The organism is Nocardia sp. IBHARD005, assembly GCF_052814245.1.
Map to the genome: position 1 here is coordinate 5,798,376 of NZ_CP199935.1, position 15,585 is coordinate 5,813,960.

Annotated in this window: 6 protein-coding genes and 3 rRNA genes; 5 read left to right on the forward strand and 4 right to left on the reverse strand. The window is 62.7% G+C overall.

Features of this window, described 5'->3' with window-relative positions; translation table 11 throughout:
• Genes ACTWPB_RS27200 through ACTWPB_RS27210 form a run of 3 tightly spaced genes read left to right on the forward strand, consistent with a single transcriptional unit; the run spans position 1 to position 6,613 of the window.
• Positions 1–1,224, forward strand: coding sequence for a TIGR02678 family protein (locus ACTWPB_RS27200; protein WP_446223337.1), 1,224 nt, complete (start codon positions 1–3; stop codon positions 1,222–1,224).
• Entirely contained in the window at positions 1,221–5,357 is a 4,137-nt protein-coding gene (locus ACTWPB_RS27205; protein ID WP_446223338.1) for a TIGR02680 family protein, read from the forward strand. The genes ACTWPB_RS27200 and ACTWPB_RS27205 overlap by 4 nt, the downstream gene beginning before the upstream one ends.
• A gap of 2 nt (positions 5,358–5,359) precedes the next feature.
• On the forward strand, positions 5,360–6,613 hold the full coding sequence (locus ACTWPB_RS27210; RefSeq protein ID WP_446223339.1) for a TIGR02679 family protein: 1,254 nt from the start codon (positions 5,360–5,362) through the stop codon (positions 6,611–6,613).
• 66 nt (positions 6,614–6,679) lie between these two features.
• Here the strand turns inward: ACTWPB_RS27210 and ACTWPB_RS27215 are convergent, their stop codons facing one another.
• The 4 genes from ACTWPB_RS27215 to ACTWPB_RS27230 form a co-directional block, all read right to left on the reverse strand.
• Positions 6,680–8,509 carry a hypothetical protein gene (locus tag ACTWPB_RS27215; protein ID WP_446223340.1) on the reverse strand — a complete coding sequence of 610 codons (1,830 nt, stop codon included), beginning with the start codon at positions 8,507–8,509 and terminating at the stop codon, positions 6,680–6,682.
• Positions 8,510–8,707: 198 nt separating this feature from the next.
• A 5S ribosomal RNA gene (gene rrf / locus ACTWPB_RS27220) occupies positions 8,708–8,824 on the reverse strand.
• 136 nt (positions 8,825–8,960) lie between these two features.
• A 23S ribosomal RNA gene (locus ACTWPB_RS27225) occupies positions 8,961–12,094 on the reverse strand.
• A 329-nt stretch (positions 12,095–12,423) separates the two neighbouring features.
• A 16S ribosomal RNA gene (locus ACTWPB_RS27230) occupies positions 12,424–13,940 on the reverse strand.
• Together the 16S, 23S and 5S rRNA genes form the textbook arrangement of a ribosomal RNA operon.
• A 558-nt stretch (positions 13,941–14,498) precedes the next feature.
• Between ACTWPB_RS27230 and ACTWPB_RS27235 the strand changes: the two genes are divergently transcribed.
• On the forward strand, positions 14,499–15,044 hold the full coding sequence (locus tag ACTWPB_RS27235; protein WP_446223341.1) for a SanA/YdcF family protein: 546 nt from the start codon (positions 14,499–14,501) through the stop codon (positions 15,042–15,044).
• A gap of 215 nt (positions 15,045–15,259) precedes the next feature.
• Complete coding sequence (locus tag ACTWPB_RS27240; protein ID WP_446223342.1) at positions 15,260–15,514, forward strand: hypothetical protein; 255 nt, start codon at positions 15,260–15,262, stop codon at positions 15,512–15,514.
• The last annotated feature ends 71 nt before the right edge of the window (positions 15,515–15,585 follow it).

Sequence of the window (15,585 nt, forward strand, 5' to 3'; positions counted from 1 at the left end):
ATGAGCGCACTCAACGACGCTCTCTCCGCCAGCCGGGTCGCCGAACAGCGCAAGGCGGCGCGGGCCTTGCTGCGCTACCCGCTGCTGCGCTCCTCCGGGCGCCACCGAGACTTGTTCACCCTGGTCACGAAATACCAGCACGAACTGCGCGAATGGTTCGACCGCGAGACCGGCTGGCGGTTGACCACCACCGGTGAGGCCGCTCGCCTGGGCAAGCTCGTCCCCGTGGCCGATCCGACCTATCCGGCGGCCGAGGTCAGCGGCTCGCGGCTGCCGTTCGGTCGGCGTCGCTATGTACTTACCTGTTTGGCCTTGGCGGTGCTCGAACGCGGCGACCAACAGATCACGTTGGGACGGCTCGCTGAGCAGATCGTCCTCGGCGCCGCCGATCCCGAGTTGTCGGCCACCGGCGTGACGTTCATGATGGAACGTCGCGACGAACGTTCCGATATGGTCGCGGTGGTCCGCCTCCTACTCGAACTCGGCGTCCTCGATCGCGTCGCCGGTGAGGAACAGTCGTTCGTGAACACCAGCGGCGACGTTCTCTACGATGTGCGCCGCCGCACTATGTCGATGCTGTTGACCAGCACTCGCGGTCCATCGATGCTCACCGACGCGATCGATCGCTGCGCCGCCATCACCCACGAAACACCGCCTGCCACTGACGAATTGCGCACCCGCCGGATCCGGCATCGGATCACCCGCGTCCTGCTCGACGAGCCGGTGCTCTACTACCACCAACTCGCCGACGACGAACTCGCCTACCTCACGAGCCAGCGAACCGCGATATGCCGCCGGATCACCGAATTCACCGGGTTGGTCGCCGAAGCTCGTGCCGAAGGCCTCGCGATGGTCGACCCGCTCGACGACCTGACCGATGTCAAGATGCCGGAGATCGGCACCGACGGCCATGCCACGCTGTTGATCGCGGAACGGCTGAGCGGTTCGATCGGCGAATCCATCGAGGTCGCCGACCTACATTCGATGGTCCGCGGACTCGCCGACGAGTTCGCCCGCCAACGAGTATGGCGCGCGGCCGCGACAGCTCCCGGCGCCGAAGTCGACCTCGTCGCCACCGCCCTGCACAAACTCACCGCATTACGGCTGATACGTCATATTCCCGGCGAACCGACGCTGACACCCTTGCCCGCCATCGCCCGCTACGGCGTCGCCGAGCCGACTGTCACCGAACCAGGAACCACCCAACCCAGGAAGCGTCGATGACCACCGAAACCTCGCTGCCCACACCAGCTTCGGGCCGGTGGAAGCCGCTGCGCGCCGGCCTGAACGACCTGTTCTACTACGACCAGCAGGAATTCCGGTTCCGCGACGGGCGACTGTTGTTGCGCGGCAACAACGGTGCGGGTAAGTCGAAGGTTCTCGCGTTGATGTTGCCGTTCCTGCTCGACGGTGATCTGGCAGCGCACCGGGTCGAGCCCGACGCCGACTCACGCAAACGGATGGAATGGAACCTGCTGCTCGGCGGCGCGCATCCGCATTCGGAGCGAATCGGCTACTCCTGGATGGAGTTCGGCCGCATCGACGACGACGGCATCGCCTACTTCTGCACCATCGGCTGCGGGATGAAAGCCGTGGCCGGTCGCGGTATCGCCGCGCACTGGTATTTCGTGTCGACGGCCCGGATCGGTGAGGAACTGCGGCTACTCGATGACCAGGGCTATCCGCTCGGTCGCGACCGCATCGCCGAGCAGCTCGTCGGTAATGGCGAAAGATACGACACCGCGACCAGTTATCGCCGCGCCGTCGACGAAGCCCTGTTCGGTCTCGGCGAACTCCGCTACGGCGCCCTCGTCGACCTATTGATCCGGCTGCGGCAACCACAGCTGTCGAAGAAGCCGAGCGAGAAGGTGCTCTCGCAGGCGCTCACCGAATCATTGCCGCCACTGGATCAGGCCATCCTCGCCGATGTCGCCGAAGCGTTCCGCAGTCTGCAGGAAGATCGCGACGAACTCCTGGAAATGAAGTCGGCGCTGGTCGGCACGCGCAGCTTCCTCGACCAGTACCGCGACTACGCGCGCGTGGCCTGCCGACGCCGCACTACCCGTCTGCGCCAAGCACATTCACGCTACGAGCAAGTCGGCCGTGAGCTCGGCGACGTCAAGGCCGCGCTGCTGAGCGCCACCGAGTGCGTCGAGCGGTTGCGCACGCAGCGGCACGCCGCCGAGGACGAGAACGAGCGGCTCACCGAACATCGCCAAGCCCTGCACGACAGCGAGGAAGCGGGCGCGGCCAGAGAATTGGAGAAGGCCCGCGCTTCCGCCGACGAGGCGCGGGCGATGTCGGCTGACCGCGCCGCCGATCGCGAGACCGCTCAACGGCAGTGCGACACCTTCCACGACCGCCTACTCACCGCGCTGGACGCGGAAGCCGACGCCACCACCGTCCTCGACACGGCGAAACAGCAGACCGCTCACGAAGCCGTCCGGTCCGCGCTCGCCGCCGCTCACGACACTGAGATCGGCACTCATCTCGAGCGGATCCGCACAGCGGACGCGGCCGAGGCGGCGGCGGTAATCGCGTCGCTGCGCAACGCGGCTGCCCGGATCGTGTCCGCGCAAACCGCCGCGATCAAACACATCCGCGCGATGATCGCCGCAACCGACCGCGCCAACCAGCGACTCGTCGACGCCCGCGACCGCATCGACCGACTCGACACCGATGCCACCGCACTGGCCGCCACCGCACTGGCCGCCGAACAACAGATCCGCACCGAGGCCACCGCACTCACCACCGCCACCTCGACCTATCTGCGTGGCACCACCGAACTGGTGATCGACGACCTCGCCGGCGTGCTCGACGACCTCACCGCATGGACGCTATTGCTCGGAAGCGAGTCACCGGCCAGAATCGCGGTGGCGGCCCGCGTCACCACCCACGGCGACGAACTCACTCGCGCGGACGCCGCGATGGAGCTGGCGGAGTCGACTGCCTCCGAAACCCGCGAGGGTCTGCGCGCCGAACTGCATCGCTTGCGCGAGGGCGGCATCGAGTACCCGCCGACTCCGCACACTCGCGCGGCCACCGGTCGGACCGACCGCGATGGTGCCGCGCTGTGGCAGCTGATCAGCTTCGCCGACGAGGTGCCCGACGCCGACCGGGCCGGTCTCGAAGCCGCTCTGGAGTCCGCCGGAATTCTCGATGCGTGGGTGAGCCCGGACGGACGACTGCACACCGACAGTGGCGAGGTGCTCGTCGCCGCGGGCGCGCACGCGGCCGCCGGTCGCACGCTCGCCGCGGTGACGGTCCCCGCCATCGACCCTGCCGACCCGCGCGCCGCGGCGGTGAACACCACGACGGTCGCCGGGGTGCTGGCCGCGATCGGTCTCGGCACCGACAGCACTCACCACACCTGGGTCGATGTCTCCGGTCGGTTCCGGCTCGGAGTGCTCGACGGCATGTGGTCCAAGCCGACCGCCCAGTACATCGGTGCCGTGGCCAGGGAACGGTTCCGACTCGCGCGGATCAACGCGCTCGAATCCGAGATCGCCGCGGTCACCGATCGACTCGATCAGCTGGCCGCTCAACGTCAGTCGCTGGCCGACCGCAAGGACACCTTGCGCACCGAGGCGGCGGGTATGCCCGGCGAAGACGCCCTGCGCGCGGCCCACCAGAAGGTCACCGCACTCGCCGCTCAGCAACGCGCACTCGCGCAGGACCGGGCGCGAGCATCGGCCGATGCGGTCCGCGCCGAAGAAGAAGCCAATACCGCTGCGACACACTGCGTTCGCGATGCCGACGATGCCGGGCTGCCCGCTGATGCGGACGCATTGGAGGAGATCAGCGAAGCGCTGGCCGACTATCGCGTCGCGGTCGGCGCCCTGTGGTCGAGCGTGACGCAGCTGCGAGCGGCGACCTCGAGCCGCGAGCAGGCCGCCACCGATGCCGAGACGGCGCAGGACACCCTGGTCGACCGGGCCGAAGCCGCCGAATCCGCTCGGCTCACCGCCCTGCGTGCCGCGGAACGCTTCGCCACCCTCGATGCCAATGTCGGCGCGGACGTGGCGAAATTGCAGAACTCGCTGCGCCAGGTGGCTGCTGAGCTGGCAGCGAACAAGCGCCTGCGCGAGCAGCTCGGCGGCGAATACGACCAGGCACAGCACGCACGCGGCGTAGCCGACGGCAAGCGAATCGAGCTCACAAGCCTGGTCGACCAGGAACGCATCACCCGCGACGAAGCGACCGCCGTCCTGCGGCGCTTCGCCGAAACGGGCCTGTTCGACGTCGCCCTCACCGTCACCGAGATTCCCGCAACCGAATCATGGTCCGCCGCAGCCGCTGTCGCTTTCGCCCGCGCGGTCGACACCGAACTCACCGACGTCGCCGAGGATGACAAAACCCTCGAGCGCGTGCAGCGCAGAGTCGTCGAAGAACACAAGGCCCTCGCCGATCTGCTCAGCGCACAAGGCAATTCGGCCTCGATGACACCGCGCGAAGAAGGCATCGTCGTCGAGGTGGTGTTCCGTGGCCGCCCGGTCACGATCACCGAACTCGCAAGCACTCTCGACGGCGAGGTCAGCGACCGCGACCGACTGCTCTCCGAACGCGAACGCGAGGTGTTGGAGAACCACCTCGTCGACGAAGTCGCGTCAGCCTTGCAGGAACTCATACGTTCGGCAGAGGATCAAGTACTGCAAATGAACTCAGAGCTCGAGTCGCGGCCGACCAGCACCGGCATGCGTCTTCGCCTCACCTGGGTTCCCAACGACGACGCGCCGACCGGTGCCAAAGCCGCCCTGCACCAGCTGCGCCGCACCGCCGATGTGTGGAACGAGTCCGACCGGGCCGCGGTGGGGGAATTCCTGCAACGCGAGATCGAGCGGGTTCGCATCGAGAATGTCGCGGGCACCTGGCTCGAACACCTCACGGCCGCCTTCGATTACCGCAGCTGGAACAAGTTCGTCATCGAGCTGCAGCAGCGCGGTCAGTGGCGTTCGGCGACCGGCCCCGCCTCCGGTGGTGAGCGCGTTCTGGCCGCCAGCGTGCCGCTGTTCGCCGCCGCCTCCGCCCACTACGCCTCCGCGGGCAACCCGCACGCCCCGCGCCTGGTGATGCTCGACGAAGCGTTCGCCGGGGTCGACGACAACGCCCGCGCGAAGTACCTGGGCTTGCTCGCTGCCTTCGATCTCGACGTCGTGATGACCAGTGAACGCGAATGGGGTTGCTACCCAGAGGTTCCCGGCCTCGCCATCGCCCAGCTGGCCCGCACCGACGACGTTGCCGCGGTACTGGTCACACCGTGGGAATGGGACGGCACGAAGCGTCGGCCCGCCTCCTATGCCACGGTGGCCACCGCACCGACTCCGGCCGCCACCGCTGCCGAAGACGGACTGTTCTGAACATGGACACCGACACCGCGCGGTTGCGCAAGGTGTTGGGTGGCAGCGACATCGAATGGCTGCTCACCCGACTACGCGAACGCATGGCGGCGGGCCTGCCGTTGACCGGACCGGTTCGCCTACGTAATCCGACCCAGGCTCAGCGGTCCGCTGTCGACGGCCTGCTCGGCCGTCGATCCGGCACCTCCGACACCATCAGCGTGCCGCTCGACAAGCTCGATGCCGTGCTACGCGACGCCGGAATCCACAGCACCGGACTCGAATCCGCGGTCTTCGAACTGACGGGTCCGGTCCTCAATCGAGCCGACGCCGTTGCCGCCGACATCCGTGCCTGGTCCGCGGCACTCGCCCCCGGTGCCGACCTGGCCGCCCGCGTGCCCGAGTTGAGCGCCTGGTGGGAGCGGATGAGCGGCAGAGGGGTGATTCGTCGACTCGCTCGCGACCCCGAGACTGCCGCGAAGCTGGTCGCCGACGCCGTCGCGGTATTGACCGAACTTCCTGTGCGACGCGAACTTCTCGCGGTCTTCGCCTCGCGGGTGTTGAGCGGTGCCCACGCCCTCGATCCCGATCGTCCGGTCGCCACCGTCGTTGTGTCGGCACTACGCGCGATGGCCGAACTCCCCGACGAGGCCGACCGCCGCACGGCGTGGAGTTCAGCGGGCATCATCGTCGACGAAATCTCCACCACGGTCCTGACCCTCGGACTCACCGCCACCGGTGACACCGCGCCCGATCAGGCGGTCAACCTCTGGCACGCCACCGGCCAGCCGGTCGTCTTCACCCTCCGCCAACTCGGCACCGGCGCACCCCGATTCCATGGCGCCACAGACATTTACGTCTGTGAGAACCCCGCCGTCGTCGCCGCGGCCGCCGACCGCTTCGGCGCCACCTGCCCCCCGCTGATCTGCACCGCGGGCCAGCCGAGCGCCGCGGTGATCCGCCTACTCGACCTCCTCACCGACGCGGGCGCCAGTCTGCGTTACCACGGCGATTTCGACTGGTACGGCATCGCGATAGCCAACTTCCTCCGCCGTCGTTACACCTGGCACCCGTGGCGATTCACCGCCATCGACTACACCGCCACCACCTTGCCGAGCGAAAAAGCACCACTGCGCGGCAATTGTGTCGACGCAACATGGGATGGCGAGCTTGCCGCAGCGATGGTGGGGCGAGGGGTGCAGATCGAAGAGGAACTGGTCATCGACCAGTTACTGACCGACCTCGCCCCCACCACGTCGGGTAGCGCATCACGGTGAGCACCGGTGTGCGGCTGATCAGCCTGAATCCGACTGCTTCGGCCCGCACCCTCGCCAAGGCCGCCGTCACAGCGAACGCAAATGTCTGTCTCGCCCGGTCGAACCCGCCATGGCCGCATCGAGGTCAACGACGGCCGCCGATGCTGGATGCCCCGCGGCCCGGATGACCTCGGCCAATTCCGCACGGTCGGCGGCGGGTATCTGCGCCAACTGAGCACGTATCTGATCAGGTCCACCGACCTCGAGCAGCATCAAGAAGCTTTCCGTCATCGCGACATCGCCTTCGCCCGGAGCCAGGTCCGCGTGCGTCAACTTTCCGTCTTCGACCAGTAGCATCACGACCAACGGCGCCAGCTGCGGATGGGTTCGCAACTCGGTGAGCAGGTCCGGCCGCTGCGGCAATCCGATGACCAACATGCGCAGCATGGCGGCCGCGCGGGCACGGAAAGGGCACTGGTGCACCGCCGCGATCAGCGGTTCGATGTCGTCGTTGTGCCGGGCCAACCAGCCCTGGAGCTCGAGTTGGGCAGCTTCGGCGGTGTAATGATCGGCGATTACGCCGAGCAGCTCCGATGGTCCGGCGTCGATCAAATCACCGACGAGCCCAGCTTCGCGTCCCTGAGCGAGCATTCGCCGCCGCATCGCGCTAGTGCCCAGATCGGTGAGCCGCACCAGCGGACTCGCCTCGCGCAGGTCACTGAGCAAGGCGCGACGATCGGTCGCGTCGAAGTCCGGACCGAACGGCTCGGCGAAGCCCTCGGCCAGGTCAGCGCTGAAATCCGGATGCGGCACACCGACACTCAGCTCGACCGCACCCAACTCGGCCAGTGCTTGCAGAATCTTGTGGAGTGCCGCGATACACCCGGCTCGATAGAACTCGAGATCGTCCGGCGAGTCGAAGAAGAACGAAAACCGCTCCTGCCAGGTCATCCACACCGGAATTTCCAGGCGGATGATCGGCATCGGGTAGGGCATGCTGTACAGGGTGTTCAGCACGTCGGCGGTGACGTCCTCGCACATCCAGCCGTACGGCCCCCCGGCCGGAAGCACAGCGTCGCCGAGCTCGAAGAACGAATCGAACAACCTGTGCCACAAGGCGATCGGATCCGACAACAGCGGCCGCGCTTTGGCAACCGCGCGCAGTTCGCCATTGATCACGCGAACCAAACGAGCTTCCCGAGCCCAGGCAAGCAGCAGCCCGAGTCGCGGGAGGTCGGCGCTACTGCGGACGCCCTCCACGATGTCACCGGTATCCAGCAGCGCCACCAGTTCCCGAGCGTCGGCGATGCGAAGAAACCCACGAGCCGTCAGCTTGCGCCCCTTCGGCCCCACCCACTCGACGAGTCGCTGTAGCCGACCGGCCAACTCGCACTCCGCTGCCTGCGCGGCAAGCGCCGACTCGGCGGGCAGAACGATCGGCAGCTGCGTGAACATCCGCTCATCAACATCGGACACACCGCGCCCGACCAACTGCTCGAGCAAGCTCAAAACGTCGGATTCATCAGGATGCGCGGCCGCTGCGGCCGGATAATCCGCGACAGCCGCCGCGACGGCCGCATCGAGGTCGGCGAAGGTCTGGCCACGAGGGTCGAGCAAGCCGTGTTCGGCCTGATACCGGATCAGCGTGCGAACAGATCCACGAACCCGTTCGCTGCTCGGCGGATCACCGTCGAACGCCCGCGGAATCCGCTCGAGTACAGCCCGTCGAACCGCGGCTTCAGTCCAAAAGTTCAACCGACCATCGCTACTGGTGTGCCGCGAATCCAGCGCCACCGCAATGATGCCCGCATCGACGGGATAGTCCCGCTCGACAGCCCAAGCCACACACCGCCGCGTGAAGAGTTCCTTCGCGATGGTGTACTCATCGTCTTCCTCGATCTCGTAGCGCATCCGCATCGCTCCACCGTAACTGTTCCGCCTCTCCGGGACTTTTGCCGGCTGTAGGGCGCGGTAGGGCTTTGCCGGCGGGCCGACGGAATCATGGTGGTCCCGGGCCGGGCGTTCCCGGTGAGTTACCCATGTACTCACGAAACCAGTTGTCACGGAACGCAAAAAGGCCCTCCAACCGAAGTTGGAGGGCCTTTCGCAATGATGTTCCGGCAGTGTCCTACTCTCCCACACCCTGTCGAGTGCAGTACCATCGGCGCAGGTGGCCTTAGCTTCCGGGTTCGGAATGGGACCGGGCGTTTCCCCACCGCTATAACTACCGTAACTCTATGAAACTGTCACACAGAGAGCCACAACCAGAAACCCGAACCCTCCCTCACGGGAAAGCCCGGACAACCCATTGTTGTCTCAGTGATCTGTGTGCTGTTTCAGAAACCGCACAGTGGACGCGTAACACCTTTGTAGTAAGCCCTCGGCCTATTAGTACCAGTCACCTACACCAGTTACCTGGCTTCCAATTCTGGCCTATCAACCCCATGGTCTGTAGGGGGCCTTAACCCATCAAGTGGGAGAGAAACCTCATCTTGGAACAGGCTTCCCGCTTAGATGCTTTCAGCGGTTATCCCTTCCGAACGTAGCCAACCAGCAGTGCTCCTGGCGGAACAACTGGCACACCAGAGGTTCGTCCGTCCCGGTCCTCTCGTACTAGGGACAGCCTTCCTCAAGTTTCTTACGCGCGCGGCGGATAGAGACCGAACTGTCTCACGACGTTCTAAACCCAGCTCGCGTGCCGCTTTAATGGGCGAACAGCCCAACCCTTGGGACCTACTCCAGCCCCAGGATGCGACGAGCCGACATCGAGGTGCCAAACCATCCCGTCGATATGGACTCTTGGGGAAGATCAGCCTGTTATCCCCGGGGTACCTTTTATCCGTTGAGCGACACCGCTTCCACTTGCCGGTGCCGGATCACTAGTCCCGACTTTCGTCCCTGCTCGACCTGTCAGTCTCACAGTCAAGCTCCCTTGTGCACTTGCACTCAACACCTGATTGCCAACCAGGCTGAGGGAACCTTTGGGCGCCTCCGTTACATTTTGGGAGGCAACCGCCCCAGTTAAACTACCCACCAGGCACTGTCCCTGAACCAGATCATGGTCCGAGGTTAGAAGTCCAATACGATCAGAGTGGTATTTCAACGACGACTCCACCCGAACTAGCGTCCGAGCTTCACAGTCTCCCACCTATCCTACACAAACCGTACCGAACACCAATACCAAGCTATAGTGAAGGTCCCGGGGTCTTTTCGTCCTGCCGCGCGTAACGAGCATCTTTACTCGTAATGCAATTTCGCCGAGTCTGTGGTTGAGACAGCAGAGAAGTCGTTACGCCATTCGTGCAGGTCGGAACTTACCCGACAAGGAATTTCGCTACCTTAGGATGGTTATAGTTACCACCGCCGTTTACCGGGGCTTAAATTCTCAGCTTCGCCCATGACAGGCTAACCGGTCCTCTTAACCTTCCGGCACCGGGCAGGCGTCAGTCCGTATACATCGTCTTACGACTTCGCACGGACCTGTGTTTTTAGTAAACAGTCGCTTCTCTCTGGTCTCTGCGACCCCACCCAGCTCAGGAAGTAAATTCCGTCACCAGATGTGGTCCCCCTTCTCCCGAAGTTACGGGGGCATTTTGCCGAGTTCCTTAACCACAGTTCTCTCGATCGCCTTAGTATTCTCTACCTGACCACCTGTGTCGGTTTGGGGTACGGGCCGTGTACCAGCTCGCTAGAGGCTTTTCTCGGCAGCATAGGATCACTGAATTCCCCTCAACGGGTACGCATCACGTCTCAGGCTACATGTTGTGCGGATTTGCCTACACAACGCCCTACACGCTTACACCAGGTATTCCATCACCTGGCCCAGCTACCTTCCTGCGTCACCCCATCGCTTACCTACTACAGCCGGGGTCCTGTGCAGCCGTCATCCCCCTCGCCCGAAGGCTCAGTAAGACAACATTTGGACAGTTAGCACAACTGATTCAGCATTGGGCGCGGATACACGGGTACGGGAATATCAACCCGTTGTCCATCGACTACGCCTGTCGGCCTCGCCTTAGGTCCCGACTCACCCTGGGCGGATTAACCTGGCCCAGGAACCCTTGGTCATTCGGCGGACGAGTTTCTCACTCGTCTTTCGCTACTCATGCCTGCATTCTCACTCCCGTGGCCTCCACAGCTAGTTCACACTGCTGCTTCCACGGCCACAGGACGCTCCCCTACCCATCCACACACCTGGCCCAACCCCAAAGGATTGGACGGGTTATTGTGTGAATGCCGCGGCTTCGGCGGTGTACTTGAGCCCCGCTACATTGTCGGCGCAGGATCACTTGACCAGTGAGCTATTACGCACTCTTTCAAGGGTGGCTGCTTCTAAGCCAACCTCCTGGTTGTCTAAGCGACCCCACATCCTTTTCCACTTAGTACACGCTTAGGGGCCTTAGCCGGCGATCTGGGCTGTTTCCCTCTCGACTACGAAGCTTATCCCCCGCAGTCTCACTGCCACGCTCTCACACACCGGCATTCGGAGTTTGGCTGACTTCGGTAAGCTTGTGGGCCCCCTAGGCCATCCAGTAGCTCTACCTCCGATGTGAAACACGTGACGCTGCACCTAAATGCATTTCGGGGAGAACCAGCTATCACGGAGTTTGATTGGCCTTTCACCCCTACCCACAGCTCATCCCCTCAGTTTTCAACCTAAGTGGGTTCGGGCCTCCACGACGTCTTACCGTCGCTTCACCCTGGCCATGGGTAGATCACTCCGCTTCGGGTCCATAATGTGCGACTAGAGTTCGCCCTATTCAGACTCGCTTTCGCTACGGCTACCCCTCGACGGGTTAACCTCGCCACACACCGATGACTCGCAGGCTCATTCTTCAAAAGGCACGCCATCACCCCACACAACAAGTTGCGAAGGCTTTGACGGATTGTAAGCGCACGGTTTCAGGTACTATTTCACTCCCCTCCCGGGGTACTTTTCACCTTTCCCTCACGGTACTAGTCCGCTATCGGTCACCAGGGAGTATTCAGGCTTACCGGGTGGTCCCGGCAGATTCACAGCAGATTTCACGGGCCCGCTGCTACTCGGGAGACATCCACAACAGCCGTTGAGTTTTCATTTACCGGGCTATCACCGTCTATGGCGGGCCGTTCCAGACCACTTCAACTAACACAACGGTTTCTGACTGTTGCTCAACTCGGCAGAGTTGAGAAGAATGTTCCCACTACCCCAGCTAGACAACGACTGCCGTCTATCACATCTAACTGGTTTAGCCTCATCCGCTTTCGCTCGCCACTACTCACGGAATCACTGTTGTTTTCTCTTCCTGTGGGTACTGAGATGTTTCACTTCCCCACGTTCCCTCCACACACCCTATATATTCAGATGCGGGTAACACGACATCACTCGTGCTGGGTTTCCCCATTCGGAAATCCTCGGATCTCAGCTCGGTTGACAGCTCCCCGAGGCTTATCGCAGCCTCCTACGTCCTTCATCGGCTCCTGGTGCCAAGGCATCCACCGTACGCTCTTAAACACTTACTAACAAAGATGCTCGCGTCCACTGTGCAGTTCTCAAACAACACACCCGAAGTGACCTCATACCCGGACCAACTCGACCTTACGGCCGGCGGTATCTAGGAAGATCTCTCCAGATCGTTTGTTTTGCCTTGAAAGACACTCGCGTGTTCTTTCAGGACCCAATAGTGTGTCGGTATACCCATCGCAGCATCGGACTGAGCCGACGCTGTATGCGATGAAAGCTGTCAGTGTTCCACCCATGAGCTCCAGCCGGAAAACGATTGCTTCCGAAACTGTCTCTGCCGACCAGTAAGTCACCTATGTGACCACCGAGCCGGAGAATTGCTCCTTAGAAAGGAGGTGATCCAGCCGCACCTTCCGGTACGGCTACCTTGTTACGACTTCGTCCCAATCGCCGATCCCACCTTCGACGGCTCCCTCCACAAGGGTTAGGCCACCGGCTTCGGGTGTTACCGACTTTCATGACGTGACGGGCGGTGTGTACAAGGCCCGGGAACGTATTCACCGCAGCGTTGCTGATCTGCGATTACTAGCGACTCCAACTTCACGGGGTCGAGTTGCAGACCCCGATCCGAACTGAGACCGGCTTTAAGGGATTCGCTCCACCTCGCGGTATCGCAGCCCTCTGTACCGGCCATTGTAGCATGTGTGAAGCCCTGGACATAAGGGGCATGATGACTTGACGTCGTCCCCACCTTCCTCCGAGTTGACCCCGGCAGTCTCTCACGAGTCCCCGCCATTACGCGCTGGCAACATAAGATAAGGGTTGCGCTCGTTGCGGGACTTAACCCAACATCTCACGACACGAGCTGACGACAGCCATGCACCACCTGTACACCGACCACAAGGGGGCCTACATCTCTGCAGGTTTCCGGTGTATGTCAAACCCAGGTAAGGTTCTTCGCGTTGCATCGAATTAATCCACATGCTCCGCCGCTTGTGCGGGCCCCCGTCAATTTCTTTGAGTTTTAGCCTTGCGGCCGTACTCCCCAGGCGGGGTACTTAATGCGTTAGCTACGGCACGGAGTCCGTGGAAGGAGCCCCACACCTAGTACCCACCGTTTACGGCATGGACTACCAGGGTATCTAATCCTGTTTGCTACCCATGCTTTCGCTTCTCAGCGTCAGTTACTTCCCAGAGACCCGCCTTCGCCACCGGTGTTCCTCCTGATATCTGCGCATTTCACCGCTACACCAGGAATTCCAGTCTCCCCTGAAGTACTCTAGTCCGCCCGTATCGCCTGCAAGCTTAAGGTTGAGCCCCAAGTTTTCACAAACGACGCGACGAACCGCCTACAAGCTCTTTACGCCCAGTAATTCCGGACAACGCTCGGACCCTACGTATTACCGCGGCTGCTGGCACGTAGTTGGCCGGTCCTTATTCTACAGGTACAGTCACTTGCGCTTCGTCCCTGTCAAAAGCGGTTTACAACCCGAAGGCCGTCATCCCGCACGCGGCGTCGCTGCATCAGGCTTTCGCCCATTGTGCAATATTCCCCACTGCTGCCTCCCGTAGGAGTCTGGGCCGTGTCTCAGTCCCAGTGTGGCCGGTCACCCTCTCAGGTCGGCTACCCGTCGTCGCCTTGGTGAGCCGTTACCTCACCAACAAGCTGATAGGCCGCGGGCCCATCTCGCACCGATAAATCTTTCCACCCCAGAACATGCATTCCAGGGTCATATCCGGTATTAGACCCAGTTTCCCAGGCTTATCCCGAAGTGCAAGGCAGATCACCCACGTGTTACTCACCCGTTCGCCGCTCGTGTACCCCGAAGGGCCTTACCGCTCGACTTGCATGTGTTAAGCACGCCGCTAGCGTTCGTCCTGAGCCAGAATCAAACTCTCCGTTGAAGACTCTTAACTCACTCCCGAAGGAGTAAATCAGAAATATCTAAACTAGAGTCCGAAAACCTAGCAAAGCCAAACACCAGCAAAAAATTTCGCTGTTGTTTTTCAATGTCCAACTTCCTACCGACCGGGGGGTACGGAGAAGTTGGAACCAATATAAATATTGGCACTGACATTCATCGACACACTATTGAGTTCTCAAAGAACACACGCACACACTTCTGCCCGCAACATCTCGTAGGGGTTTCGGTGAGGCAAGGGTTCAAACTTAGCTCAGACAACCGGCCGGAAGCAAATCCGATCCGAGTTCCTCTGAACACGCAGTCAGTCAGGCGCTCATCGTCCTACCTCGTGTCCCGGCCGCTGGGCGGCTGAGTCGGTGTCCGTGTCGCTCTGACTGGAATAAAGTTACGTGTCGACATTTGCAATGTCAAATCCCCTAGTCAGGGGATATTTTCGCAGTGTTCATGTATGAAAGGGCCTATGGCGGGCGAACATAGCGGGAAGCGTCGGCGGTTGCGTCGCATAGCGCGGGCTGGACTTGTCTTTGCGGGTGGCCTCGTGTTGGTGACGGCCGGGGCGAACATAGCGATGTGGATTTTGTCGTCCGGCCATAGAAGTGATGTGGCGGCCGCGCCCAGCGCACCCGTCGTGATCATCCCGGGTGCCAGGGTCGCGCCGGACGGAACTCCGATGGCCTATCTACGGGGACGTCTCGATGTGGCGATCGAGTTGGCCGAAACGGGCAAGGCCAAGGAGATTCTGCTGTCCGGGGATGCCGGCGGCTCGTCGGGCGATGAGATCGCGTCGATGACGCGCTATCTACTCGACCACGGCATCGACCCGGCCATTATTCAGTCGGATGGTGCTGGGCTGTCCACTCGGGAGACCTGTGAGCGGGCGAGGTCGATGTTCGGCGTCGACCGGGCGATCATCGTAAGCCAGTATCAGCACCTCCCCCGTGCGGTGGCGCTGTGCCGGGCAGCGGGTATCGAGGCCGATGGGGTGGTCGCCTATTGCGAGTGCAGGCGGGTCACCGAGGTACGCAACAACGTTCGTGAATGGCTTGCAGCACCGAAGGCCGTGGCGGAGATGCTGCTGCGCTGATCGCGCGCCTGGACCGCAGCGAGGCGACGAACTGGCGCCATCTCGCGGGCACGAACTGGTCTGCGGCGTGGGCCGAGTTGTCCATGATCCCAGCGTGCGCGGCGCAAGGTCGACGGGTCACAGGGATTTCCGGAGCGAGGGGGTCGAGGGTTTCCGGGCGATCAGGGCGGTCAACCCTGTTCGTCGGTATGTACTGCGCTGATCGAGGAGGACAAGTGGGCATCATCAAGGCAGCTGCGATCACGTTGGCAGTGGTCGCCGGGGCTGTGGTCGGAGCGGGTTCTGCTGTGGCGGAGCCGGAGCCGAAGGAGAACATCTTCATCGACATCAATGTGCTCGGGTGCTCGTTCGGAGCCGGGTTGGGTGGGGATGTACTGGTGGCTCTCGGCGGCGGCAGCGGCTCGGGCGCGCTGGTTTCGAGTTCGCTGGCGGGTCGGTTGCGGGCGGCGGGGTGCTTGCCGCGACTGTAGGACCAGCGCCGATGGTCTCGCCACGCCAGGCGGGACCATCGGGGTGGCGTGCCAGAGGAATCCGGATCGCG

What these genes read in the sequence shown, in the direction of transcription:
- ACTWPB_RS27200 (WP_446223337.1), top strand. Translation starts at nt 1, where the DNA reads ATGAGCGCACTCAACGACGCTCTCTCCGCCAGCCGGGTCGCCGAACAG.
- ACTWPB_RS27205 (WP_446223338.1), top strand. Translation starts at nt 1,221, where the DNA reads ATGACCACCGAAACCTCGCTGCCCACACCAGCTTCGGGCCGGTGGAAG.
- ACTWPB_RS27210 (WP_446223339.1), top strand. Translation starts at nt 5,360, where the DNA reads ATGGACACCGACACCGCGCGGTTGCGCAAGGTGTTGGGTGGCAGCGAC.
- ACTWPB_RS27215 (WP_446223340.1), bottom strand. Translation starts at nt 8,509, where the DNA reads ATGCGGATGCGCTACGAGATCGAGGAAGACGATGAGTACACCATCGCG.